The organism is Pseudomonas sp. PVC-3-1, assembly GCF_057444315.1.
Genome location: NZ_CM172023.1, coordinates 2,298,093 through 2,321,386, shown reverse-complemented (window position 1 = coordinate 2,321,386; position 23,294 = coordinate 2,298,093). Strand labels below are relative to the sequence as shown.

Annotated in this window: 20 protein-coding genes and 1 pseudogene; 8 read left to right on the top strand and 13 right to left on the bottom strand. The window is 64.7% G+C overall.

Translation table 11 applies throughout. The annotated features are described in order from the left end of the window. Positions 1-10 precede the first annotated feature (10 nt). Positions 11-1,312: a nitrate/nitrite transporter gene (locus AC2T4A_RS10765; RefSeq protein WP_478377798.1), complete on the bottom strand. Its 1,302-nt coding sequence runs from the start codon at positions 1,310-1,312 to the stop codon at positions 11-13. Between the two features lie 173 nt (positions 1,313-1,485). Between AC2T4A_RS10765 and AC2T4A_RS10760 the strand changes: the two genes are divergently transcribed. The 3 genes from AC2T4A_RS10760 (at position 1,486) to AC2T4A_RS10750 (ending at position 4,583) form a co-directional block, all read left to right on the top strand. Continuing rightward, positions 1,486-3,348, top strand: coding sequence for a histidine kinase (locus tag AC2T4A_RS10760; RefSeq protein ID WP_486743270.1), 1,863 nt, complete (start codon positions 1,486-1,488; stop codon positions 3,346-3,348). Then, positions 3,345-3,998 carry a two-component system response regulator NarL gene (narL, locus tag AC2T4A_RS10755; protein WP_088419505.1) on the top strand — a complete coding sequence of 218 codons (654 nt, stop codon included), beginning with the start codon at positions 3,345-3,347 and terminating at the stop codon, positions 3,996-3,998. Before AC2T4A_RS10760 ends, narL begins: the two co-directional genes overlap by 4 nt. Before the next feature lie 216 nt (positions 3,999-4,214). Beyond that, complete coding sequence (locus tag AC2T4A_RS10750) at positions 4,215-4,583, top strand: putative zinc-binding protein (protein WP_486743269.1); 369 nt, start codon at positions 4,215-4,217, stop codon at positions 4,581-4,583. Between the two features lie 125 nt (positions 4,584-4,708). On the opposite strand, the gene ubiT is transcribed toward AC2T4A_RS10750, so the two are convergent. The 12 genes and pseudogenes from ubiT to AC2T4A_RS10690 all read right to left on the bottom strand — a co-directional run bounded on the left by ubiT (position 4,709) and on the right by AC2T4A_RS10690 (position 16,088). Beyond that, entirely contained in the window at positions 4,709-5,182 is a 474-nt protein-coding gene (ubiT, locus tag AC2T4A_RS10745; RefSeq protein WP_486743268.1) for a ubiquinone anaerobic biosynthesis accessory factor UbiT, read from the bottom strand. Next, positions 5,176-6,066 (bottom strand): U32 family peptidase, encoded by an 891-nt coding sequence (locus tag AC2T4A_RS10740; protein ID WP_486743267.1) that lies wholly within the window; start codon positions 6,064-6,066, stop codon positions 5,176-5,178. The genes ubiT and AC2T4A_RS10740 overlap by 7 nt, the downstream gene beginning before the upstream one ends. Positions 6,067-6,076: 10 nt before the next feature. Continuing rightward, positions 6,077-7,072 (bottom strand): ubiquinone anaerobic biosynthesis protein UbiU, encoded by a 996-nt coding sequence (ubiU, locus tag AC2T4A_RS10735; protein ID WP_416744653.1) that lies wholly within the window; start codon positions 7,070-7,072, stop codon positions 6,077-6,079. Positions 7,073-7,127: 55 nt separating this feature from the next. Next, positions 7,128-8,363 carry a molybdopterin molybdotransferase MoeA gene (locus AC2T4A_RS10730; RefSeq protein ID WP_486743266.1) on the bottom strand — a complete coding sequence of 412 codons (1,236 nt, stop codon included), beginning with the start codon at positions 8,361-8,363 and terminating at the stop codon, positions 7,128-7,130. Continuing rightward, a complete protein-coding gene (gene moaB / locus AC2T4A_RS10725) occupies positions 8,360-8,914 on the bottom strand; it encodes a molybdenum cofactor biosynthesis protein B (protein WP_416744655.1) in 555 nt (184 codons plus the stop codon). Before moaB ends, AC2T4A_RS10730 begins: the two co-directional genes overlap by 4 nt. A gap of 265 nt (positions 8,915-9,179) precedes the next feature. Continuing rightward, a complete protein-coding gene (gene moaE / locus AC2T4A_RS10720) occupies positions 9,180-9,632 on the bottom strand; it encodes a molybdopterin synthase catalytic subunit MoaE (RefSeq protein ID WP_478377805.1) in 453 nt (150 codons plus the stop codon). A 4-nt stretch (positions 9,633-9,636) separates the two neighbouring features. Next, entirely contained in the window at positions 9,637-9,885 is a 249-nt protein-coding gene (locus AC2T4A_RS10715; RefSeq protein ID WP_416744656.1) for a MoaD/ThiS family protein, read from the bottom strand. Then, on the bottom strand, positions 9,882-10,373 hold the full coding sequence (gene moaC, locus AC2T4A_RS10710; protein WP_486743265.1) for a cyclic pyranopterin monophosphate synthase MoaC: 492 nt from the start codon (positions 10,371-10,373) through the stop codon (positions 9,882-9,884). Before moaC ends, AC2T4A_RS10715 begins: the two co-directional genes overlap by 4 nt. A 444-nt stretch (positions 10,374-10,817) precedes the next feature. After that, on the bottom strand, positions 10,818-12,209 hold the full coding sequence (locus AC2T4A_RS10705) for a PhoH family protein (RefSeq protein ID WP_024765838.1): 1,392 nt from the start codon (positions 12,207-12,209) through the stop codon (positions 10,818-10,820). 316 nt (positions 12,210-12,525) lie between these two features. Continuing rightward, positions 12,526-13,542: a histone deacetylase family protein gene (locus AC2T4A_RS10700; RefSeq protein ID WP_486743264.1), complete on the bottom strand. Its 1,017-nt coding sequence runs from the start codon at positions 13,540-13,542 to the stop codon at positions 12,526-12,528. A gap of 11 nt (positions 13,543-13,553) precedes the next feature. Then, positions 13,554-14,783 (bottom strand): Zn-dependent hydrolase, encoded by a 1,230-nt coding sequence (locus AC2T4A_RS10695; protein WP_486743263.1) that lies wholly within the window; start codon positions 14,781-14,783, stop codon positions 13,554-13,556. 16 nt (positions 14,784-14,799) lie between these two features. Next, positions 14,800-16,088, bottom strand: a pseudogene (locus AC2T4A_RS10690) (MFS transporter). A 172-nt stretch (positions 16,089-16,260) separates the two neighbouring features. On the opposite strand from AC2T4A_RS10690, the gene AC2T4A_RS10685 reads away from it, so the two are divergent. From AC2T4A_RS10685 to AC2T4A_RS10665, 5 genes are all read left to right on the top strand, one after another. Further along, complete coding sequence (locus AC2T4A_RS10685) at positions 16,261-17,217, top strand: LysR family transcriptional regulator (protein ID WP_486743262.1); 957 nt, start codon at positions 16,261-16,263, stop codon at positions 17,215-17,217. Between the two features lie 57 nt (positions 17,218-17,274). Further along, on the top strand, positions 17,275-18,054 hold the full coding sequence (gene yaaA / locus AC2T4A_RS10680) for a peroxide stress protein YaaA (protein WP_486743261.1): 780 nt from the start codon (positions 17,275-17,277) through the stop codon (positions 18,052-18,054). A gap of 1,087 nt (positions 18,055-19,141) precedes the next feature. Then, entirely contained in the window at positions 19,142-20,452 is a 1,311-nt protein-coding gene (algD, locus tag AC2T4A_RS10675; protein WP_478377812.1) for a GDP-mannose 6-dehydrogenase, read from the top strand. Positions 20,453-20,588: 136 nt separating this feature from the next. Continuing rightward, positions 20,589-22,070, top strand: coding sequence for a mannuronan synthase (gene alg8, locus AC2T4A_RS10670; protein WP_416744665.1), 1,482 nt, complete (start codon positions 20,589-20,591; stop codon positions 22,068-22,070). Positions 22,071-22,120: 50 nt separating this feature from the next. Then, the gene (locus AC2T4A_RS10665; RefSeq protein WP_416744666.1) at positions 22,121-23,293 is read left to right on the top strand and encodes an alginate biosynthesis protein Alg44; all 1,173 of its coding nucleotides are present in this window, start codon (positions 22,121-22,123) and stop codon (positions 23,291-23,293) included. Position 23,294: the final 1 nt, after the last annotated feature.

Here is a 23,294-nt window from a genome sequence, read left to right as displayed (position 1 = left end):
CGGCATTACCTCAGGAATGACTGGAAGGAATGGGAGAGGCGTCGACGTCGCCCGCGCGGGCCTGGCCATCGAGACGCTGTTGCTGCTTGATCGCGTAGTGCATCCAGACCATGCAGATCACGGTCAGGCCGAACAGCAACATGAAGCAGGAGGAACGCACGCCGATGCGGTCGGCGGCGAAGCCGAACAGGATCGGCAGGCAGAAACCGCCGAGGCCGCCGATGACCCCGACCATGCCGCCGACGGTACCCATGTTCTGCGGGTAGTAGTCGTGGATGATCCGGTACACGCTGGCCTTGCCGAAGCCCTGGGCGATGCCGACGACGAACACCAGGAAGGTGAACAGCCAGACGTTCAGGCCGATGCCGAGGCTGACGTCACCCTTGATGCCGTGGATGGTCATGGTGGTCGGCGGATAGGACAGGAAGAACAGGCAGACCAGGCAGATCCAGAACACGCCCCAGTTCACCGAACGGGCGCCGTAGTGATCGCTGAACCAGCCGCCCAGGGCACGGATCAGGCCCGACGGCAGGGTGAACAGCATGGTGATGAAGGACGCGGTGCGCAGGTCCAGGCCGTACTCGGCGATGTAGTACTTGGGCAGCCACAGGGCCAGGGCGACGAAGCCACCGAAGACGAAGAAGTAGTACAGGCCGAAGCGCCACACGCGCAGTTCGCCCAGCGGCGCCAGCTGCTTGGCCAGGGTCGGCCGCGGACGGCTCGGGTCGGCGTCGCCGCCCTTGGTGTGGGCCGGGTCGGTCCAGGTGCAGAACCAGAACAGCAGCGCGGTGACCAGCATGGCCACCGAGTAGATCTGCGGGACCATGCGCCAGCCGAAGGCGACCACGATCATCGGCGCCACCAGGTTGGTGATCGCCGCACCGGCGTTGCCTGCACCGAAGATGCCCATGGCGGTGCCCTGGCGTTCCTTCTCGAACCACGAGGAGGTGTAGGCGATGCCTACCGCGAAGGAGCCGCCGGCCAGGCCGACGAACAGCCCGAGCACCAGGTAGTGCCAGTAGAGCGTGGCGAAGGCCAGGCCGTAGATCGGGATGGCCACCAGCAGCATGTGGATGAAGAACACGATGCGCCCGCCGAAGCGGTCGGTGATCAACCCCAGCGGCAAGCGCACCAGCGAACCGGTAAGGATCGGCAGCGCCACCATCAGGCCGAACTGGGCTTCGCTCAGCCCCAGCTCCTCCTTGATGCGGATACCGATGATCGAAAACATCGTCCAGACCGCGAAGTTCACGGCGAACGCCAGTGTGCTCATGCCGAGCACGGAGTACTGTTTCTGACGATGGGACAGCATGGCTAAGCTCACTTCCTGACAGCCTTTGCCCGCACGTTAGGTAAGGACTAGTCGCCTTCTCTTGATCGTCATCAATGAGCGAAAGGGCGATTCATGAGCAGATGCGCGCCGCTACTCCTTAGTGGGTATCACCAAAATGAATGCTCAACCTATTGTTTTTAAAGGCATTTATCATGAGCATCAGCTCTCGATCCGAGACCACCGCCAGCGACCGATTCTTTGTAGGTAGCCCTCCCGCCGGACGCACCTCCCTGCGCAAATCCATCGTCGTGCGCTTTGGCTGCTACCTCACCCTGCTGGTGTCGCTGGCCCTGGCCGGCATGTTCAGCGCCCTGCTGTTCGCCGACTATTCGCACCAGGATGCGGCGGTGATCAACCAGGCCGGCTCGCTGCGCATGCTCACCTACCGCCTGGCGCTGGACCCGTCGCCGATCAACCGCCAGGCACTGCAAGCGACCCTGGCCGCACGCCTGGACAACGACGAGATCACCCGCCTGCTGCGCCGTGCCGATGCCGACGCACCGATCCGCCAGCAGCACAAGCAGCTGCGCGAGGAGTTGCAGAAACTCGACCTTTCCCAAGCCCCGGCGCTGGCCACGCTGGACACCTTTGTCGGGCACATCGACGGCTTCGTCGGCACCCTGCAGCGCAATGCCGAATACCGCTCGCAGATGCTCAGCACGGTGCAGGGCCTGTGCCTGTTCCTCAGCCTGCTGGTGGTGTTCATCAGCCTCTACGACCTGAGCTATCACGTGGTCGGCCCGCTGCGCGAACTCACCACCACCGCGCGCCGGCTGGGTCAAGGAGACCTCGACGCGCGAGTCAGCAGCAGCGGCGAGGACGAGTTGAGCCAGCTCGGCGAGCGCTTCAACCAGATGGCCGAGGAGCTGCAAACCAGCTACCGCGAACTGGAAGCACGGGTGGAAGAGAAGACCCGCGCCCTCTCCAACAGCCACCAGCGCCTGGAACTGCTCTACGACAGTGCCCGCCGGCTGGGCCAGGACCCCTACGACGAGCGCTCCCTGCAACCGTTACTGAACCAACTGGAGCGCGTGCTGCAGGCCGGCAAGGTAACGCTGTGCCTGAACAAGGACGGCGTCGAGCGCGCCTACTCCTCGCTGACCACCGACGGCATCACCGGCAGCTTCTGCCTGCAAGGCAACTGCGGCGATTGCCGTGCCCAGGCCGACCACTGCAACAATCCGATCCGTGGTATCAACCCACTGCTGATGCAGCCGCTGTCCATCGGCGAGCACCGCTTTGGCGAGCTGTTCATCGAGACCCCCGACGGCCATCTGGAGGACTGGCAGCAGCAGTTCGTCGAGGGCTTCTGCGACAACATCGCGCGCACCTTCGCCCTGTCCCTGCAGCAGGAACAGGAGAACCGCCTGGCGCTGTTCGCCGAGCGCAGCACCATCGCCCGCGAGCTGCACGATTCGCTGGCGCAGTCGCTGTCCTACCTGAAGATCCAGGTCAGCCGCCTGGCCACCCTGCTCAAGCGCGACGTCCCGGTGGAGAAGATCGACGAGACCCTCGACGAACTGCGCGAGGGCCTCAACAGCGCCTACCGCCAGCTGCGCGAATTGCTCACCACCTTCCGCCTGAGCCTGGAGCAATCGAGCCTGGAAGCGGCCCTGGTGAAGACTGTGGAAGAGTTCGGCGAACGCGGTGGCCTTGCCGTTGAGCTGGACAATCACCTGGCGCACATCCCGCTCAACCCCAACGAGGAAATCCACATCCTTCAGATCGTCCGCGAAGCGCTGTCCAACGTGGTGCGCCACGCTCAGGCGCAGCACGCGAAAGTCGCTCTGTTCGAGGATTCCGAAGACCAGGTGTGCGTCACCGTGGAAGATGACGGCGTGGGCTTTGACCCAGCGCAGAGCCGCAATGGGCACTATGGGCTTAGCATCATGCGGGAGCGCAGCCAGACCCTGGAGGCGAACTTCCACATTGCCCCGCTCGAGCCCAAAGGCACACGGGTCAGCGTGCGCTTCACCCACAAACCCCTGTCGCAGTATCCGGAGACCCACCCATGACGGCCGCCCCCACCGATGACCGCGCGCGCATCCTGCTCGTCGACGACCACCCGATGATGCGCAAGGGCGTGGTCCAGCTGCTGGAATTCGAGGACGACCTGGAAGTGGTGGGCGAAGCCGGCAGTGGCGAGGAAGCGCTGCGCATGGCCGCGGAGCTGGAACCGGACATGATCCTGCTCGACCTCAACATGAAGGGCATGACCGGCCTCGACACCCTGCGCGCCATGCGCGAGAACGGCGAGGATGCGCGCATCGTGGTGTTCACCGTCTCCGATGACCGCAACGACGTGATCAACGTGCTGCGGGCCGGCGCCGACGGCTACCTGCTCAAGGACATGGAGCCCGAGCGCCTGCTGGAACACATCCGCCAGGCCGCCACCGGCCAGCTCACCATCAGCCCGCAGCTGACCCAGGTACTGGCCCAGGCCCTGCGCGGCGATGACCGCCCCAAGGGCATCGAGGAACTCACCGACCGCGAACGGCAGATTCTCCGCCAGCTCGCCCACGGCTACAGCAACAAGATGATCGCGCGCAAACTCGACATCACCGAAGGCACCGTGAAGGTCCACGTCAAGCGCGTACTGCACAAGCTGGGCATGCGCTCGCGCGTGGAAGCGGCGGTGTGGGCGGTGGAGAACCACCTGGTCTGATCGCCCGCCCCGACCGCGACCGTACCTGTAGGAGCGAGCTTGCTCGCGAACCAGCCCCGCAGCAGAGTCTGTTCGCGAGCAAGGACTGGGCGTCCCCCTCGGTCCTACAGGGAAGCCTCTACCTCACTGGTAGTAGTCCCCTCGCCGACTTGATTCAGATCATGTCGCGCCAGCCCACGGCGGCAGGACACTGCGGAACTCACCCAGGAGGTCCCCATGCCGCCCTCGCCGCACCTGCCCCTCGTGTATTCCTGCTCCGGCTGCTCCAATCTCGCGCAGTTGGCCAACGACCTTGCCCTGCGCCTGGACCGTGACGGACTGGCGGAGATGTCCTGCATCGCGGGAGTCGGCGGTGATGTGCCGGCGCTGGTGAAGAAAGCCTGCTCCGGCCGACGGATCATTGCCCTCGACGGCTGCCACCTGCACTGCGTGCAGAACTGCCTGGCACGCCACGGAGTGAAGGCCAGGCATGAGATCACCCTCACCGAATATGGCCTGAAGAAACGCTACGGCCAGGACGCGCCGGTGCAGGATTTCGAGATGCTCTACGAGGAACTGCAGTTCCTCATCCGCGCCCCGGCCTGAACCGCCACCGCACAGAACGCAAGAACAGACGCCGACGCAGGATGGGTGGCGCTTGCGATACCCATGCTGTCCTGGCACGCCAATCGATGGGTATCGCTGCGCTCCACCCATCCTACGGGAGCGGCTCAGGCGTTCTCCTGCACTACCTGGCTGGCGCGGCGCATGGCGCTCCACAGCCAGGACGGCAGGCTGTCCGGATCGAGGCTGTCGATCAGGTTCTTCACCGCCAGCCCCAGTTCGGTATCGCCCTCGATCACCAGACGACGGCGGAAGAACAGCGTGTCCGGGTCCTCCTGCCGGCCCGCCAGCAGCAGGAAGTCGCGCCAGCTGCCACGGATGGTCACGCTGGGGGTGCAGGCGTCGGCGAAACGCAGGCCATCGCGACCGCGCGTGAGGCTCCAACCCAGGCCGAGATCATTCACTTCCAGACGCAGCCAGTGGCCGTCGAGGATGTCGAAGGCACCGTCCGCCAGAGGCTCGGCGAACAAGCGGTTGGCGGCGCGCTGCAGGATTGCACGCTGCAGCCCCGAAGGGACGCGCGCGGCCAGCGGCAGCAGACGATCGGCGGCGCGCAGGGCACTGGTTTCGAGTGTCAGCACAGGTTCACCTCATCGCTGCGCAGCATGCCCGGTCGGCCATGCCAGTATCCGTTGCAGCCGGCCACCGCCAGCGGCGGAGCGGCGCCCTTGCGCACTTGGTCGAAGGCCTGCACGACGTCCACCATGCCTTCCGCACGCGGGCTCAGACGCAGCAGATCGGCGCCGCAATCACGCAGCGAGGCATAGTCCGCCAGCAGGTTGCTGGCCTCACCGGACATCGTCTGGATGCCGTTGAGGGTGAACAGCGGAAAGCCCTCCTGACTGAGCATGGACATGCCCTCCGGGTAGTTCAGGCAACAGAACTGGCAGTCGTCCTTGGGCCGGTTCTCCGCCCGCGCAGTGAAGCAGCGCGCCGAGTACGCCAGCGGCAGATGGCCGTAGGCGAACACTTCGGTCTCCACCTCGGTGATGCCCAGCTCGCGAGCCTGCTCGATCACAGCATGGATCTGCTCGCCGGAGCATTCCACCGGCGGCACCCAGCGGCGCAAACCGGCGGCGTGCAACTCGGCCAGCGTGTGGCCGTTGTAGACATTGAGCGCGGGCCCGCCGACGAATTCGACGCCCAGGGTGCTGAGCATCTGCACCGCGCCCATGTCGTTGGCCTCGACCTGCAGCTCGCCGTTGGCGCACAGGCGACGCAGCGCGGACAGCTCCGAAGCCGCCTCGATCAGCGCCAGCCCCGCGATGAAAATCTGCGCCCCGCTCTGCTGCTGAAGTTCGCGCCCAAGGCCGAGCCAATCGTCCAGCGACAGCGCGCGGCGTTTGGAGCAGACGGTCTCACCGATAGTGATGGCGTCCAGCGGCTGCTCCGCCATCTGCGCGTAGAAATCCAGGAGTGTCCGGCGGTCCCAGTAGAACAGCACGGGGCCCAGGCTGAGTTGCATCACGATGTCCTCACTGCCAGGAGCGATGGTAGGCGCCCAGAGTCGTCTGGTGGCCTTCGGAAAGCTTGTCCAGGGCGTCCTGCCATTGCGTCAGCGCGCGGTAGTTCGCCGGTGCGCGCTGCCACGCATCCAGCGCCTGGCGCCAGACGCGGGTTACCTGTTCGACATAGGCCGGGCTACGTTGCCGACCCTCGATCTTCACCGCCGCGACGCCGATTTCCGCCAGCTGCGGGATCAGGTCGATGGTGTTCAGGCTGGTGGGTTCTTCCAGCGCATGGAAGCGCTCACCGTTGACCACGAAGCGGCCCTTGCACAGGGTCGGGTAGCCCGCCGGCTCGTCGGGCGCGTAACGGTCGATCAGCACGTCGTTGAGGCGCGAGGTCAGGCCTTCGGGCTCCTCGCTCCAGCGCACCGCCTTGGCCGGCGAGCAGACGCCGCAGAGGTTGGGCGACTCGCCGGTGACATAGGAGGACAGGTGACAGCGTCCCTCGGCCATGATGCACAGGCTGCCGAAGGCGAAGACTTCGATGGGCACCGGGCTGTTCGCCGCCACCTGGCGCACCTGCGCCAGCGACAGCACGCGCGGCAGCACGGCGCGGCGGATGCCGTAGCGCTCGTGGTAGAACGCCAGCGCCGCCACATTGGTGGCCGAACCCTGTACCGAGAGGTGCAGCGACAGGTTCGGGTGGCGCTTGGCGGCGTAGCCGAGCACCGCGCAATCGGCGGCAATCAGCGCGTCCACGCCCAGATCGGCGGCGTGGTCCACGGCACGTTGCCAGCGTGCCCAGCCGGCCGCGCCGGGATAAGTATTGACCGCCACGTACATCTGCTTGCCGGCGCTGTGGATAAGTTCCACGCCCTGGCGCAATTGACGGTCATCGAGGTTCAGGCCGGCGAAGTGCCGGGCATTGGTGTCATCGCGAAAGCCGACGTAGATAGCGTCGGCGCCTTCGCGTAACGCAGATTTCAAGGCGGGCAGACTTCCCGCCGGGCAGACCAGTTGCATGCTTCCCCCGGACAGTGCGGAGGCCGCCGGCCCCCGCCGGCAGCCGGGAACGGCGTCAGGCGCCGAGTTCGCTGAAAGACAGGAAGGGCAGCGGCTCGCCGGTGTGCAATGTGCGCCCGGCCTCCACCACTGCCAGGCCATCGGCCCAGCTCGCCGCGCGCAGCATGGCCGAGCCCTGCTGCGGATGCAGACAGATGCGCGCCACGCCGGTGTTGTCCAGTTCCAGGCGCGCGCGCAGGTACTGGCGCCGCGAGTTGGCCGTGGGCCAATCGAAGCCCGCCGGCAGCGTCACCGGCAAGGTATCGGCCGTACTGCGCCCCTGGGCACGCCAGAGGAACGGCCGTGCTACCACCAGTGCAGTCACCAGCGCGGCAGCCGGATTGCCCGGCAGGCCGATCCATGGCTTGCCGGCGATGCTGCCGAACGCCAGCGGCTTGCCCGGTTGCATCTTCAGCTTCCACAGGTGCAGTTCGCCCAGTTCGCGGATCGCCTGCTTGAGGTAGTCGCGGTCGCCGACCGACACCCCGCCGCTGGTGATCAGCACATCCCATTCGGACGCGGCGAGGCTCAGCGCATCGCGGCTGGCCGCCAGGGTATCGGCGAGCACGCCGTAGTCGTGCACCTCGACACCCCAGCCGCGCAGCAGCGCGCTGATGCTGAAGCGGTTGGCGTTGTAGATCTGCCCTGGAGCGAGCGGCTCACCCGGTTCGCGCAACTCGTCACCGCTGCTCAGCAGGCAGACGCGCAACGGGCGATAGACACTGACGCGATCCAGCCCGACGCTGGCCAACAGGCCGAGGTCCTGGGCACGCAGTTTCTTCCCGGCGCTCAGCAAGGCATCGCCGTTGCGGAGCTCTTCACCGCGGCGGCGCACGTGGCTACCGTGCTCGACCACGGGCACCTGCAGCCAGTCGCCATCGACCTCGCAGTCTTCCTGGGCGATCACGCTGTCCGCTCCCGGCGGCAGTGGCGCGCCGGTGAAGATGCGCATGGCCTGGCCGGGTTGCAGTTCAACCTGGGCGGCATCGCCGGCGGCGATGTAGCCGGCGATCTTCAGCCGCGCGCCCGATAGGCCCATGTCGGCGCTGCGCAAGGCGTAGCCGTCCATGGCGCTGTTGTCCCACAGCGGCAGGTCGATGGGCGAGTGAATGTCCTCGGCGAGGATGCGGCCCAGGGCGTTTTCCAGGTCGACGCGCACGGTCGGCGGCGCCACAGGGACGAAGTCCATCAGCGCGGCAATGGCTTCGTCCACCGGGCGCAGGCCGGAGCCGGAACAGCCGCAGGCGCTCATGAACGTGTCCCACAGGCCAGCAGCGGGCGCTCGGGCAGGCGCTTGAGATGGGGGACGAAATTGCACGGCCTGGTGCGGCTGTCCAGTTGCTGCACGAGGATCTTTTCCCAGGCCGTCAGGCAGGCGCCGGTGGAGCCGGGCAGGCAGCAGATCAGGGTGCCGTTGGTGATACCGGCAATGGCACGGGACTGGATGGTGGAGGTGCCGATTTCCTCGCGGGAAATCTGCCGGAACAGCTCGCCGAAGCCATCCACGGTGCGCTCGAGCAGAGGGGCGACGGCCTGGGGAGTGTTGTCGCGGGCAGTGAAGCCGGTGCCGCCGGTGATCAGGCCGACCTGGACCTTGGGGTCGGCGATCCAGGCCGAGACCACGGCGCGGATCTGGTAGATGTCATCGATGACCAGTTGGCGCTCGGCAAGGGCGTGGCCGGCGCGTTGCAGCGAGGTCACCAGGGCCTGGCCGGAGGTGTCATTGTGCAGGCTGCGGGTATCGCTGACGGTGAGGACAGCGATCTCCAGCGGCTGGAAGTCCGGGGTGCTGAGATGGCTCATGAGGGGCTCTCCGATTCGGAGCAAAAAGGGCTGGCGCCAGCCTGCGCCCCTTCCCTGTTACCGCCCATTCCTCGGAGTAGGTACTGCCCCGGCGCGTGCGGGGCAGAAGGAGCAGATACCTTCGCGATTGACCAGCAACGCGCCTACGCAGATGGAAACGCCGGAAGCCCGCTGCTGCAATGGCGCCTCGGAGCTGAGCAAGGGGGTAGGAGCGGACTCCGTCCGCGATTGGCCCGCAGCGCCTCGAAAGCCGCAGCCAGGCGGCTCAGCCTTTCCAGCGCTCGGCGGCAGCCTGGTCGCTGCAGCGGCCTTCGACCCAGCGCGGGCCGTCGCTGGTGTCTTCCTTCTTCCAGAACGGCGCGCGGGTCTTCAGGTAATCCATGACGAAGTTGCAGGCATCGAACGCCGCCTGGCGGTGAGCGCTGGCGGCGCCGACGAAGACGATGGGCTCGCCCGGTTCCAGGCGGCCGATGCGGTGCAGGATTTCCAGGCGCAACAGCGGCCAGCGCTGGTTGGCTTCCACCTCGATCTTTTCCAGCGCCTTCTCGGTCATGCCGGCGTAGTGCTCGAGGAACATGCCGCCGACTTCGCGGCCGTCGTTGAAGTCGCGCACGTAGCCGACAAAGCCGACCACCGCGCCGACGCCGACGTTGGCGGCGTGCATCGCGTTGAGTTCGGCGCCCGGGTCGAACGCCGCCGGCTGGACGCGGATCGCCATGGCTTCAGCCTCCGGTAACGGTGGGGAAGAACGCCACCTCGTCGCCATCGGCGAGGGGCTCGTCCAGGGAGCACAGTTCCTGGTTACGCGCGCACATCAGGTTCTGCTCGCCAAGCACGTCCCAGGCACCACCGCGCTCCAGCAGCAGCCGGCGCAGGTCGTCGAGGCTGGCCAGGGATGAGCTCCAGTTCAGTTGCTCGCCATCCAGCCCGAGGGCTTCACGGTAGCGGGCGAAGTACTGCACGCGGATCATGGGGTGTCTCCTGCTACGCCATCGTTGACCAGATAGTGCCCGCTCTTGCCACCGAGCTTCTCCAGCACGCGTACGCTGTCGATGGTCATGCCGCGGTCCACCGCCTTGCACATGTCGTAGATGGTCAGCGCGGCGACGCTGGCGGCGGTCAGCGCTTCCATCTCCACGCCGGTCTGCCCGGCCAGCTTGCAGCGGGCGACGATGTGCACGGTGTCTTCACCCTCGGCGGCCAGTTCGACCTTCACGCTGGTGAGCAGCAACGGGTGGCACAACGGGATCAGTTCATGGGTTTTCTTCGCCGCCTGGATACCGGCGATGCGCGCCACGGCGAATACGTCGCCCTTGGGATGGCCGCCGTCCTGGATCAGTTGCAGGGTGGACGGGAGCATACGCACCCGGGCTTCGGCCACCGCCTCGCGGGACGTCACGGCTTTTTCGGTGACATCGACCATGTTGGCGCGGCCCTGGGAATCGAGATGGGTCAGCACGGGTGGGAACTCTCCGGAGAATCAGGGGAACAGTTTAACCCCGACACGCGGGGCTGGCAGACCGGCGAGCGGCGCGTTGGGGGGAGGATTGTATACAAGAAGAGGTAGAAGCGGGATGGCCGGGAGCCCGGACGGGTTCGCGAGCAGCTCGCTCCTACGAAAAGCCAGCCAGCACCTCGGACGCAGAACCTGTAGGAACGACATGCTCTTGTAGGAGCGAGCTTGCTCGCGAACAAAGCACAGTCGGCTGACGACTCGGCTGCAGGCTCTGCCCAACAGTCCCCTCCACCGCCTGCGGGGGAGGGTTAGGGAGGGGGAACGGAATCGGCCCCAACGCCGGGTATGGCCGAACCCCGCCGCCCTCTCCCCTGCCCTCTCCCTGAAGGGAGAGGGGTTGTCTGGAGCGAGGGGGGAAATCGGCAGAAGCCGATTGCCCCATTTCGGTTACATATGCGCTTCAGCGAACTCCGCCAGCACCGAGCGCGGCACCCCTTGCAGGGTCACGTGCACGCCGTGCGGGAAGTCCTTGAAGCGTTCGGTCAGGTAGGTCAGGCCGGAGCTGGTGGCCGACAGGTAGGGGGTGTCGATCTGCGCCAGGTTGCCCAGGCAGATCACCTTCGAACCGTTGCCCGCGCGGGTGATGATGGTCTTCATCTGGTGCGGGGTGAGGTTCTGGCACTCGTCGATCAGGATCAGGCTCTGCTGGAAACTGCGACCGCGGATGTAGTTCAGCGATTTGAACTGCAGCGGCACCTTGCTGAGGATGTAGTCGACGCTGCCATGGGTGCACTCATCATCCGAATGCAGCGCTTCGAGGTTGTCGGTGATCGCGCCGAGCCAGGGCTCCATCTTCTCGGCCTCGGTGCCGGGCAGGAAGCCGATATCCTCGTCCAGGCCCTGCACGCTGCGCGTCGCGATGATGCGCTTGTAGCGCTTGGTGACCATGGTCTGCTCGATGGCGGCGGCCAGCGCCAGGATGGTCTTGCCCGAACCGGCGGCACCGGACAGGTTGACCAGGTGGATGTCCGGGTCCAGCAGCGCGTACAGCGCCAGCGACTGGTACACATCGCGCGGACGCAGGCCCCAGGCCTCCTGGTGCAACAGCGGTTCCTGGTGCAGGTCGAGAATGGTCAGCTCGTCCTGGTCGATGCCCTTGATCCAGCCGACGAAACCTTGCTCATCGACGATGAATTCGTTGATGTGCACGGCCGGCAGGTTGTCGGTGAGTTGCACGCGGTGCCAGGTGCGTCCGCGGTCCTGGCGAGTCTCCACCTTGCTGACGCGATCCCAGAACGACCCGCTGAGCGAGTGATAGCCACGCGACAGCAGGTTGATGTCATCGACCAGTTGGTCGGTGTGGTAATCCTCCGCGAATACCCCACAGGCACGCGCCTTCAGGCGCATGTTGATGTCTTTTGTCACCAGCACCACGCGCTTGCTGCTATGGCGACTCTTCAGCTCCACCAGCTGGTTGATGATCTTGTTGTCGTTGAGGTGTTCGGGCAGCCAGGTGATCGGCTCCGCGCGCTTGCTCATGAGGATCGACAGGCTGCCGCAGGGGCCGCTCTTGCCGCGCTGGATGGGCACTCCATCCTCTACTTGCTCCGGCGAGGCCTCGCCCAGCACCGAATCGATCAGACGGATCGCCTGACGGCATTCCGCGGCCACGGTATGTTTTCCGGTCTTGAGCTTGTCCAGTTCCTCCAGCACCGTCATCGGGATCGCGACGTGGTGCTCCTGGAAGTTCAGCAGGGCGTTGGGATCGTGGATCAGGACGTTGGTGTCGAGGACGTACAGGGTGGGCTGGGTGGGGCGGGAGCGTCCGTGGTCATCCATACGCGGGTCACCTCTTGTGGGGGCGTTCGACGGAATGCCGTAACAGCGCTCCGCCGTGCGGTGAGCCACCGGCTCTCGAGATGTGGGCTCGAGAGCACTGCAAGAAGGGGACGGGCCGGGCCGGGGCCGCCACCTGTCTGCAGGGTTCGGCGGTCTACGTCTCCAGAAATACAGGAAAAAACATGACGATAAAAAGTCTTTTTCCTTCCTAAGAAGGTTTTTTTCGTCGTACGACGAAATACCTTGGCGGGCGCTTCGGACAGCGCTAGTTTTAGGGGTCCCACCTACCGCTGCAGCATCTCCTTTTTTCCGCGAATCAGTCCCTCAGCCCACCGAAGAAGGCCTGTGCGTTGCGCTCCAGCGTCGCCAGGTGATAACCGCCTTCCTGCACGATGACCTGCGGTAATCCCAGGGCTGCCACCTCGCGCCCGAGCCGGGCGAAGCCTTCGGTCGTCACCGCCACCTTGGACTGCGGGTCCTCCTTATAGATGTCGAAACCCAGGGACAACACCAGCGCCTGTGCGCCGAACTCACGCACAGCCCGCAGCGCCTTGCCGACCTGGACGAAAAAGTCCTGCTCGCTGGCGCCATGGGCCATCGGAAGGTTGAGATTGAACCCTTCGCCGCTGCCTTCGCCGCGCTCGTCGTCGAAGCCGGCAACCACGGGGTAGAAGTTGGTCGGATCGCCGTGTACCGAGACATAGAGAACATCGTCGCGGCCGTAGAAGATTTCCTGGATGCCCTGGCCGTGGTGCATATCAGTATCAAGGATGGCGACCTTGCCGAAACGCGCGCGTAGCTCGGAGGCGGCGATAGCGGCGTTGTTCAGGTAGCAGAAGCCGCCGGCGCCCTCCTCCCGCGCATGGTGTCCCGGAGGGCGGCACAGGGCATAGGCCGCCGGGGCGCCATCACGCACCGCCCGTGCTGCCGCCACCGCGCTCTGCGCCGACCAGTAGGCCGCGCGCCAGGTGTGCTCGCCCACCGGGCAACTGCCGTCGGCGAGGTAACGCGCCGCCTGGGCGAGTATTCCACGCAGCGGATTACCCTCGCGGATGAATACGTTGGACATCACCTCGTCGCCCCAGTCCTCCGGCACCTCGTGCCAGCGCTCGTAGGCGTGTTCGAGAAACTCCAGGTACGCCGCGCTGTGTGCGCCCAACAGCGGCTCGCGACCAGAATCCTGCGGTGCGGCGAGCGGAAAGCCCAGCGCGCGCACGGCGGCCAGCAGGTGCTCGGCGCGCTGCGGCACCTCCTGTGGGGTGCGCATCTGGCCGCGGGAGAAGTAGCTGCGCGGGATGTGAAGCAACTGGTCGGGATGGAAGAAGGTCTGCATCGGTGTCTCCTTCAGTCGATCCGGCCGGCACGGGCCAGCACGGCGTTGAGCAGTACGTCGGCGCCCTGGGTCGCCTGTTCGGGAATCACGTCCTCGGCCTCGTTGTGGCTCAGGCCGCCGACGCAGGGGATGAACACCATGGCGGTCGGGCACATACGCGCCAGGTGAATGGCGTCGTGACCGGCGCCGCTGACGATATCCTGGTGCGAGTAGCCCAGCGTCCGAACGGCCTCGCGCACATGCCCCACGCAGTCAGCGTCGAAGGGGGTGGCCGGGCTGATCCAGTGCAGGCCAATCTCCAGCGCCAGTCCGCGGCGCACGGCGATGGCGTGAAGCAGCGCGCGAACCTCCTGCTCCATGGCGGCGATCACGTCGTCACGGTGGTGGCGCAGGTCGATGGTGAAGTCCAGCAGACCGGCAATGGTGTTGCGCGAGGACTTGGCAATTTCCAACTGGCCGACGGTCACCAGCCCGTGGGGCGCAAAGCGCTGGGCCAACGCCTCGAGCGCCTGGATCATCTCGGCAGCGCCGAACAGAGCGTCATGGCGCAGCGGCATCGGCGTGGTGCCGGCGTGGGCGGCCTGGCCGCTGACGCGAACGTCCAGCCAGCGAATCGACTGGCCGCCGGTGACCACGCCGACGTCGACGCCATTGTCCTCGAGGATCGGCCCCTGCTCGATGTGCGCCTCAAAATAAGAATCCAGGCGCAGGCCTAGCGGCAGGTCGCCCTGCCAGCCAAGCTTCTGCAGCGCTTCGCCGACGCTCACGCCCTCGGCATCCCGAGAGGCCAGCGCGGCATCCAGCGGCATGGTGCCGGTGAAGGTGGCCGAGCCGAGCATGGCCGGGGTGAAGCGCGCGCCCTCCTCGTTGGTCCAGACCGCCACCTCAAGCGGACGGCGAGTGCGGATGCCGTGATCATTCAAACGGCGCAGGACTTCCAGCCCCGCCAGCACCCCATACACACCGTCGAAACGGCCGCCTTCCGGCTGGGTGTCGAGGTGGCTGCCCATCACCACCGGCTCGAGGCTGTCGTCTTCACCCGTGCGGCGGGCGAAGAGGTTGCCCACTGGGTCGCGGCGCAGGCTCAGGCCGGCATCGCGGCACCAGCCTTCGAACAGCTCACGGCCGGCCCGATCCTCTTCGCTCAGCGCCAGCCGCCGCGAGCCGCCACGGGCGGTGGCGCCGACCTTGGCCATGTCCATCAGGCTTGCCCACAGGCGGGCTCCATCGATCTTCAGCATTGCAGTCTCCTGGAAATCACGCCGCGGCAGACGCTGTGCGCACGCGCAAACGACGGTCGAGACCGACGATGCACAACAGCGAAAGGCCGGCCAGCAGCGAATAGAAGAGCGCCAGCGGCAACCACTGGCCCTCGAAACGGTGCGCCAGCCAAGTGCCGATCAGCGGAGTCAGGCCGCCGGCGATGGCGCCGCAGACCTGGTAGGCGATGGAAATTGCCGAGTAGCGCACCCGGGTGTCGAACACCTCGCTGACGTAGCCGGCAATCACTGAATAGAAGCTGGACATGCAGACCACGGCCGTGGCGATGCCGAGCACAATGGCCAGCGTGTGGCCCTGGCTGACCAGCACGAACATCGGGTAGGGAGATGCCACCGCCAGCAGCGCCGCCAGCTTGAGGAAGCGCGCCGAGCCGATGGACTCGGCCAGGCGTGCGGCCAATGGCTGCACGCAGAACTGGATGAGCGCCACGTAGAACAGGCAATCGAGGATCAGCTTGCGGTCGATGGCCAGGTTCTGGGTGGTGTAGGAGATCATGAAGGTATTGGTGAAATAGACCCCGGCGATGCCGATGGTGTTGGCGCCGATGCACAACAGCAACGGCCGCCAGGCCGTACGCACGACTTCCAGCGCCGGCAGCTTGTGCTGTCGGGCCTGCTCCTTCACCCGCGCGAATTCCGGGGACTCGTTGACGCCCAGGCGAATCGCCAGCCCGACCACCAGCATCAGCGCGCTGGCGAGGAACGGCAGACGCCAGCCCCAGTCGAGGAACGCTGCGTTGTCCATGCTGGTCACCGCCTTGAACGCCAGCAACGAAAGGATCAGCCCGCAGGGCTGCCCAGTTGCGCGAACGAGGCAAAGAAGGTGCGTCGGCCACTGGGCGCGTGTTCGCCGGCCATCAGCACCGCGCCGCCCCACTCGCCGCCAACGGCGATGCCCTGGACAATGCGCAGCAGCACCAGCAACGCCGGGGCGAGCAGGCCGATCTGTCCATAGGTCGGCAACAGGCCGATGCAGACGGTGGCGACGCCCATCATCACCAGGGTGACCAGGAGTGCCTTCTTGCGGCCGATGCGGTCGCCCAGATGGCCGAAAATCAGGCCGCCCAGCGGTCGGGCGAAGAAGCCCACGGCAAAGGTCCCGAAGGCCGCCATGGTGCTGAGGAACTGGCTGTCGGAGGGAAAGAACAGCGTGCCGAACACCAGGGCGGCGGCGGTGGCGTAGATATAGAAGTCGTACCACTCGATCATGGTACCGATGAAAGCGGCCGTGGCGGCGCGGACCGGCTGCGGTGCGGGCTGGGACATCTCAGGCTCCCGGATCTTGTCGATTGTTTTGGGCAGCGTATGCAAGGTCTCGGCGCTCTCCGGCGCCTGAGGACGTTATCGCCCCCGGCCGGATAATCAGTCAATTTTCTAATCGTTATTCAAAGAATAATTACAGCTTATAATCGAGGAATTCCCCCGCTGGAGCCCTGCGATGGAGCTTGGCCGCTTTCTCAATGACCGCCTGGACTGGAACCTGCTGCGCACCTGGCTGGTGATCGGCCAGGAACGCAGCATCAGCCGCGCCGCCGCACGCCTGCACCTGACGCAGCCGGCGGTCAGCCAGGCCTTGCGCCGGCTGGAGGAACAACTGGGAGCAGACCTGGTGCAGCGGCGTGGACCACGCTTCGAGATCACCGCCTTGGGCGAGGAAATCCTGCGCATCGCTGGCGACGTCAACGGTAATGTCTCGCGCCTGGCCGCCGCCCTGGAGCAACCTGCCGACCAGGTGGTCGGCAAGGTTCGTCTGCTCAGCATCAGCCGCATCCAGTCGGATTTCTACGACGACTTCCTCACCGACTTCCACCGCGCGCACCCCGGCGTGGAACTGGATGTAGAGGTCATGCGCAGCGCCGACGTGCTCAGCTCCCTGCAACAGAAGACCGCCACCCTTGGCCTGGCCTTGTGCCGACAACCCTCGCCACGCCTGGAGCAGCGCGCCTTCCTGCGCCAGCGCTATGTGTTCCTCTGCGGCCGCCACCACAGGCTCTATGGCCGTCGCGAGCTGCGCCTGGCCGACCTGCAGGGCGAGGACTACGTCACCTTCACCAGCGACCAGATCGGCGAAGTGCTCTCGCCGCTGACCATCTTCCGTGACCAACAAGGCTTCACCGGCAAGCTGGTGGCCTCCTCCCCCAGTCTTGAGGAAGTCCGCCGCCTGGTCTGCTGCGGCTTCGGCATCGGCTGCCTGCCGCGCCACATAGTCGCTGACGACCTGGCCCAGGGGCGCCTGTGGGCGCTGCCGCCCGAGGAAGGCGTGGACGATGTGGATATCCATCTGCTGTGGAACCGCGAACAGAAACACACGCAGGCCGAGCGCTGTTTCCTCGGCGAGTTGCTCAAGCGCATGGAACAGGTCCCGGTGGAGCAGCGACTCCTATCGTCCCCATAGGTGGAGCCGGCGGCCGCGAATCCCTACAATCGCTGCTCGCTTGTAGGAGACCGCACGATGCTGATGGTGATTTCCCCCGCCAAGACCCTGGACTACGACACCGCGCCGGTGACGCAGCGCTACACCCTGCCCGAGCACCTGGACGACGCCCAGGAGCTCATCGGCATCCTGCGGGAACTGACCCCGGCGCAGATCGCCGAACTGATGCACCTGTCGGACAAGCTGGCCGGCCTGAACGCCGCGCGCTTCGGCAGCTGGCACCCGCAGTTCACCCAGGCCAACGCCAAGCAGGCACTGCTGGCCTTCAAGGGTGACGTCTATACCGGGATGCAGGCCGAGGACTTCAGCGAGGGCGACTTCGATTTCGCCCAGCGCCACCTGCGTATGCTCTCCGGCCTCTACGGCGTGCTGCGCCCGCTGGACCTGATGCAACCCTATCGCCTGGAAATGGGCACCAAGCTGGCCAACGCCCGCGGCAAGGACCTTTATGCCTTCTGGGGCGAACGCATCAGCGGCTGGCTGAACGAATCCCTGGCCGAGCAGGGCGACGACGTGCTGCTGAACCTGGCCTCCAACGAGTACTTCGGCGCTGTAAAGCGCAAGGCCCTGAACGCACGGGTGGTCGACACCGAGTTCAAGGACCTGAAGAACGGCCAGTACAAGATCATCAGCTTCTACGCCAAGAAGGCCCGCGGGATGATGGCGCGCTACGTGATCAAGGAACGCCTGGCCAACCCCGAAGGCCTGAAGGACTTCAACTACGCGGGCTACGCCTACAGTTCCGAGCACTCCAAGCCCGATCAGCTGGTGTTCCTGCGCGACCACAGCGAAGACTGATCTTCCCCCTGCTGCACCAAACGGGAGCCTTTCCAGTTGTGGAAAGGCTCCCGTTTTCGTTTCGCCCCCCTCCTTCCTTCGCAGCCGCCTGCTTTATGCAGGAGCGAGCTGGCTCGCGAATCTCCTTCGATCGATGAAGCGAATGCGGTTCGCGAGCTAGCTCGCTCCTACAAGAAAGGCGCGGTGGGGGCGGTTGATGCCAACTGGCCTGTAAGCCATCGGCCATGGAACTGACCAATCATGGGTGGCGGTTCTGTACGTTTAATGCCCAAAACACCCCCTGAAGACCACACACCTGAAATGGTCAAATTGACCGTTCGTCTGCTTCAGGATTAATCGTGAGAAATTTTTTCGACCGTCCGAACCGGTCGGAAGGATGGAAATCGTCCTGATTCGCTCCCTGCGTTGTAATCCATTGGCCATTAACAGCCTTTGGCCATGACATGCATTTCACGATTGCACTTTGCAAGAGATGAAGCTGAACGGCAGCTGAACGAATGTCTTAACGACGATACACGGTCGTTTTTAACGAAAAATTCAATGGAACTTTCCCAGGCATTGCACTTTGCACTGACGAAAACGACATGCGTTTTGCCATTAGCGCAGCATCAAGTGATGTCAATTGGATATTTCAAATGATTTCAGAGACGGGATGGGCGGAAGGAACTAACCGCATTTGAGATAAATCCTATTTGCGCAACGTCCATCGATGACGACGCAAAAGTGCCCCGATGGAAATTGGAGTTTTAGTTCCAAGGTTATTTCGATCAGCTCTTTCCGATTCCGACCGTGGACCGTAACCCAATGAAATAAATTAACTTTTCAGATGACGAGGCAATCATCTAACCAAACTGGAGCACGCCAGGCAGAGACTGCACCAACTTTGCAATCTGCCTGAAACATAACAGGGCAAACATCCAAAGTTTGCGCCAAGACTGTGCTCTAAAGTTTAGCACTCGATTCCCATGCCTGCCTGAAAGGAAGTACGGAAGAAACTTTTAATGGTTCTTCCGGGGGTTCTTGCACCCTTTGAAAATCGCCCTACCGGGCAACTTTAAACAGTTCGACCATTGAAGAGGTGAATGCGATGCGTATCAGCATCTTTGGTCTTGGGTATGTTGGCGCAGTATGTGCCGGCTGCCTGTCCGCGCGAGGCCATGAAGTCGTTGGGGTGGATGTTTCCACCACCAAGATCGATCTGATCAACAACGGAAAGTCGCCCATCGTCGAGCCGGGCCTGGAGCCACTGCTGCAACAGGGCATCCGCACCGGTCGCCTGTCGGGCACCACCGACTTCAAGAAGGCCGTACTGGACACCGACGTGTCGTTCATCTGCGTCGGCACCCCGAGCAAGAAGAACGGCGACCTGGACCTGGGCTACATCGAGTCCGTGTGCCGTGAGATCGGCTACGCCATCCGCGAGAAGAAAGAGCGCCACACCGTGGTCGTGCGCAGCACCGTGCTGCCGGGCACCGTGAACAACGTGGTGATCCCGATCATCGAGGACTGCTCGGGCAAGAAGGCCGGCGCCGACTTCGGCGTAGGCACCAACCCGGAGTTCCTGCGCGAATCCACCGCGATCAAGGACTACGACTTCCCGCCGATGACCGTCATCGGTGAGCTGGACGCCCAGACCGGCGACCTGCTGGAAGAAATCTACCGCGAGCTGGACGCGCCGATCATCCGCAAGACCATCGAGGTCGCCGAGATGATCAAGTACACCTGCAACGTCTGGCACGCCGCCAAGGTCACCTTCGCCAACGAAATCGGCAACATCGCCAAGGCCGTCGGCGTCGATGGCCGCGAGGTGATGGACGTGATCTGCCAGGATCGCAAGCTGAACCTCTCGCGCTACTACATGAAGCCCGGCTTCGCCTTCGGCGGTTCCTGCCTGCCCAAGGACGTACGCGCCCTCACCTACCGCGCCAGCCAGCTGGACATCGAACACCCGATGCTCGGCTCGATCATGCGCAGCAACCAGCACCAGGTGCAGAAGGCCTTCGACATCATCGCCGCCCACGGCAGCCGCAAGGTCGGCCTGCTCGGCCTGTCGTTCAAGTCCGGCACCGACGACCTGCGCGAAAGCCCGCTGGTGGAACTGGCCGAGATGCTCATCGGCAAGGGCTACGAGCTGCAGATCTTCGACCGCAACGTCGAGTACGCCCGTGTCCATGGCGCGAACAAGGAGTACATCGAATCGAAGATCCCGCACGTCTCCTCGCTGCTGGTCTCGGACCTGGACGCCGTCGTGAAGTCCTCGGACGTACTGGTGCTGGGCAACGGTGACGAGCTGTTCGTCGATGTCGTGAAGCAGGCGCCCGAAGGCACGAAGGTCGTCGACCTGATCGGCTTCATGCCCAGCGTCACGGATGACCGCGCCGAAGGCATCTGCTGGTAAGCGCCACCTGCTCTTCGTAGGAGCGAGCTTGCTCGCGAATGAACTTTCCGACGGCACAAGTGTGCCAGGCGGGTTCGCGAGCAAGCTCGCTCCTACAAGAGCCCCCCGCCCACCAAGCGACAGACGGATTTCGACGATGGAAACCTACAAACGAGTGATCGGTGAAGCCACGGGCTGGCTGGTCTTCCTCAGCCTGCTGATGCTGCTGGCGCTACTGGTGCCGCCAACCGTATTCGACGCCGAATCCAAGGACTTCCTGTTGCTGATCGGCGCAGTCGGTATCTGGCGCTATTCCATGGGCGGCCTGCACTTCCTGCGCGGCATGCTGTTCCTCTACGTGGTCTACCCGCACTACCGCCGCAAGATGCGCAAGCTCGGCGACGCGGCCGCCCCGTCCCATGTGTACCTGATGGTCACCAGTTTCCGTATCGACGCGCTGACCACCTCCATGGTCTATCGCTCGGTCATCGAAGAAGCCATCGGCTGCGGCTACCCCACCACCGTGGTGTGCTCCATCGTCGAGATGTCCGACGAGGTGCTGATCAAGCAGCAGTGGCAGAAGCTCAACCCGCCGGAGCATGTCGAACTCGACTTCGTGCGCATCCCCGGCACCGGCAAGCGCGACGGGCTGGCCCACGGTTTCCGCGCCATCTCCCGCCACCTGCCCGACGAAGATGCAGTGGTCGCAGTGATCGATGGCGACACCGTGCTCGAACCCGGCGTGGTGAGAAAGACCGTGCCCTGGTTCAAGCTCTTCCCCAACGTCGGCGGCCTGACCACCAACGAATTCTGCGAAGTGCAGGGCAGCTACGTGATGAGCGAGTGGCACAAGCTGCGCTTCGCCCAGCGCCACATCAACATGTGCTCCATGGCCCTGTCCAAGCGCGTGCTGACCATGACAGGGCGCATGTCGGTGTTCCGCGCCGCCGTGGTCACCGACCCGGACTTCATCACCGACGTGGAAAGCGACCACCTGGACCACTGGCGCCTGGGCCGCTTCCAGTTCCTCACCGGTGACGACAAGTCCAGCTGGTACAGCCTGATGCGCCTGGGCTACGACACCTTCTACGTGCCGGACGCGGCGATCAACACGGTCGAGCACCCGCCGGAGAAGAGCTTCATCAAGGCCAGCCGCAAGCTGATGTTCCGCTGGTACGGCAACAACCTGCGGCAGAACTCCCGCGCCCTGGCCCTGGGCCCGCAACGCCTGGGCTGGTTCACCAGCGTGGTGCTGTTCGACCAGCGCCTGTCGATGTGGACCTGCCTGCTCGGCCTGGTCGCCGCGATCATCGCCAGCATCAAGTACAGCATCGCGTTCCTGCTCATCTACCTGCTGTGGATCGGCATCACCCGCTTCGTGCTGACCCTGCTGCTGTCGCTGTCGGGGCACCACATCGGGCCGGCCTATCCCGCGATTCTTTATTACAACCAGATCGTCGGTGCCCTGGTGAAGATCTACGTGTTCTTCCGCCTCGACCAGCAGTCGTGGACCCGCCAGAACACCAAGCTCGACCGCGGCCTGGCCAGTTTCCAGCAGTGGTTCAACACCTGGTCCTCGCGCGCCATGACTTTTTCCGCGGCCAGCGTTTTCGTCGCCGTACTGCTGACCATCGTCTGACTCTTTTTGGCAAAGCCCTCCCCAATTAGCTACGAACAGGACTCGACCTCATGAATACCGCCGTCAACGTCAATGTCGTGCATGAATCCGAAGCACAGCGCCAGCACGCACGGGTCAAGCTGCCCGCCCGTATCCGCTACATCGGATCCCACCGCGAGGGCGTCGACGCCCGCCTGCTGGACCTGTCCGCCGGTGGCTTCGCGTTCACTTCCGCGAACAACACTCCGGTGCAGGTCGGCGACCTGCACAAGGGCAAGCTGCTGTTCCAGATCGACAGCATCAGCTTCTCCCTGGAAGTGGAATTCCAGGTGCGCTCCTACGACCGCGAAACCAGCCGCGTCGGTTGCGAATTCCAGCACCTGAAGCCGCGCGAGATCGCCGCCCTGCGCTACCTGATCACCTCCTACCTGGCCGGTGAAGTGGTGAGCGTGGGCGACATGCTCAACACCCTGCAGCGCGAGAACTTCACCAAGGCCCGCAAGCACGGCGCCGGCTCCGGCGGCATGGGCTTCTTCGGCCGCTTCCGCGCGGTCACCGTGAGCACCGCGATCTTCGTGGTCGGTGTCGGCGCCTTCGCGGTGATCCTCAACCAGATCTACAACCTGTACTTCGTCACCCATGCCGACTCGGGCGTGGTCAGCGTGGCCAACCAGCAGATCACCATGCCCCGCGAAGGCACCGTGGAAAGCCTGGTGGAGCCCGGCGCCGAAGTTGCCAAGGGCGCGCCGATCGCCTCCTTCTCCGCCAACCTGCTGGACCTGCTCAAGGGCAACCTGACCGAAGAGCAGCTCAACCCGAGCAACATCGAGAAGCTCTTCGGCCACCAGATGAAGGGCACCCTGACCAGCCCGTGCGATTGCCGCGTGGTCGAGCAGCGCGTCGCCAACGGCCAGTTCGCCAACAAGGGCGACGTGATCTTCACCCTGACCCCGCGCGACAGCCTGGCCACCGTCGAAGCCCGTTTCCCCTACCGCAACGCCGCCGAGCTTTCGCCCGGCACCCACGTGAACTTCCAGGTCGCCGGCGACAGCGAAGTACGCGGCGGCCGCATCCTGCGCACCGCACCGGTGGACGGTGACCTGTCCTCGGAAATCCGCGTGCAGATTACCCCCGACCAGCCGCTCGACAGCCAGATGGCTGGCCGCCCGACTGAAGTCAGCATCGGCGGCCTGCCGGGCCGCACCCTGCTGAACAAGGCGATGGCCCTGGCCACCGCCCGCTAAG

Excerpts from the sequence above, each read along its gene's own strand:
- AC2T4A_RS10765 (WP_478377798.1), bottom strand. The coding sequence starts at position 1,312 with ATGCTGTCCCATCGTCAGAAACAGTACTCCGTGCTCGGCATGAGCACA.
- AC2T4A_RS10760 (WP_486743270.1), top strand. The coding sequence starts at position 1,486 with ATGAGCATCAGCTCTCGATCCGAGACCACCGCCAGCGACCGATTCTTT.
- narL (WP_088419505.1), top strand. The coding sequence starts at position 3,345 with ATGACGGCCGCCCCCACCGATGACCGCGCGCGCATCCTGCTCGTCGAC.
- AC2T4A_RS10750 (WP_486743269.1), top strand. The coding sequence starts at position 4,215 with ATGCCGCCCTCGCCGCACCTGCCCCTCGTGTATTCCTGCTCCGGCTGC.
- AC2T4A_RS10740 (WP_486743267.1), bottom strand. The coding sequence starts at position 6,066 with ATGCAACTCAGCCTGGGCCCCGTGCTGTTCTACTGGGACCGCCGGACA.
- ubiU (WP_416744653.1), bottom strand. The coding sequence starts at position 7,072 with ATGCAACTGGTCTGCCCGGCGGGAAGTCTGCCCGCCTTGAAATCTGCG.
- AC2T4A_RS10730 (WP_486743266.1), bottom strand. The coding sequence starts at position 8,363 with ATGAGCGCCTGCGGCTGTTCCGGCTCCGGCCTGCGCCCGGTGGACGAA.
- moaB (WP_416744655.1), bottom strand. The coding sequence starts at position 8,914 with ATGAGCCATCTCAGCACCCCGGACTTCCAGCCGCTGGAGATCGCTGTC.
- moaE (WP_478377805.1), bottom strand. The coding sequence starts at position 9,632 with ATGGCGATCCGCGTCCAGCCGGCGGCGTTCGACCCGGGCGCCGAACTC.
- AC2T4A_RS10715 (WP_416744656.1), bottom strand. The coding sequence starts at position 9,885 with ATGATCCGCGTGCAGTACTTCGCCCGCTACCGTGAAGCCCTCGGGCTG.
- AC2T4A_RS10705 (WP_024765838.1), bottom strand. The coding sequence starts at position 12,209 with ATGGATGACCACGGACGCTCCCGCCCCACCCAGCCCACCCTGTACGTC.
- AC2T4A_RS10700 (WP_486743264.1), bottom strand. The coding sequence starts at position 13,542 with ATGCAGACCTTCTTCCATCCCGACCAGTTGCTTCACATCCCGCGCAGC.
- AC2T4A_RS10695 (WP_486743263.1), bottom strand. The coding sequence starts at position 14,783 with ATGCTGAAGATCGATGGAGCCCGCCTGTGGGCAAGCCTGATGGACATG.
- AC2T4A_RS10685 (WP_486743262.1), top strand. The coding sequence starts at position 16,261 with ATGGAGCTTGGCCGCTTTCTCAATGACCGCCTGGACTGGAACCTGCTG.
- yaaA (WP_486743261.1), top strand. The coding sequence starts at position 17,275 with ATGCTGATGGTGATTTCCCCCGCCAAGACCCTGGACTACGACACCGCG.
- algD (WP_478377812.1), top strand. The coding sequence starts at position 19,142 with ATGCGTATCAGCATCTTTGGTCTTGGGTATGTTGGCGCAGTATGTGCC.
- alg8 (WP_416744665.1), top strand. The coding sequence starts at position 20,589 with ATGGAAACCTACAAACGAGTGATCGGTGAAGCCACGGGCTGGCTGGTC.
- AC2T4A_RS10665 (WP_416744666.1), top strand. The coding sequence starts at position 22,121 with ATGAATACCGCCGTCAACGTCAATGTCGTGCATGAATCCGAAGCACAG.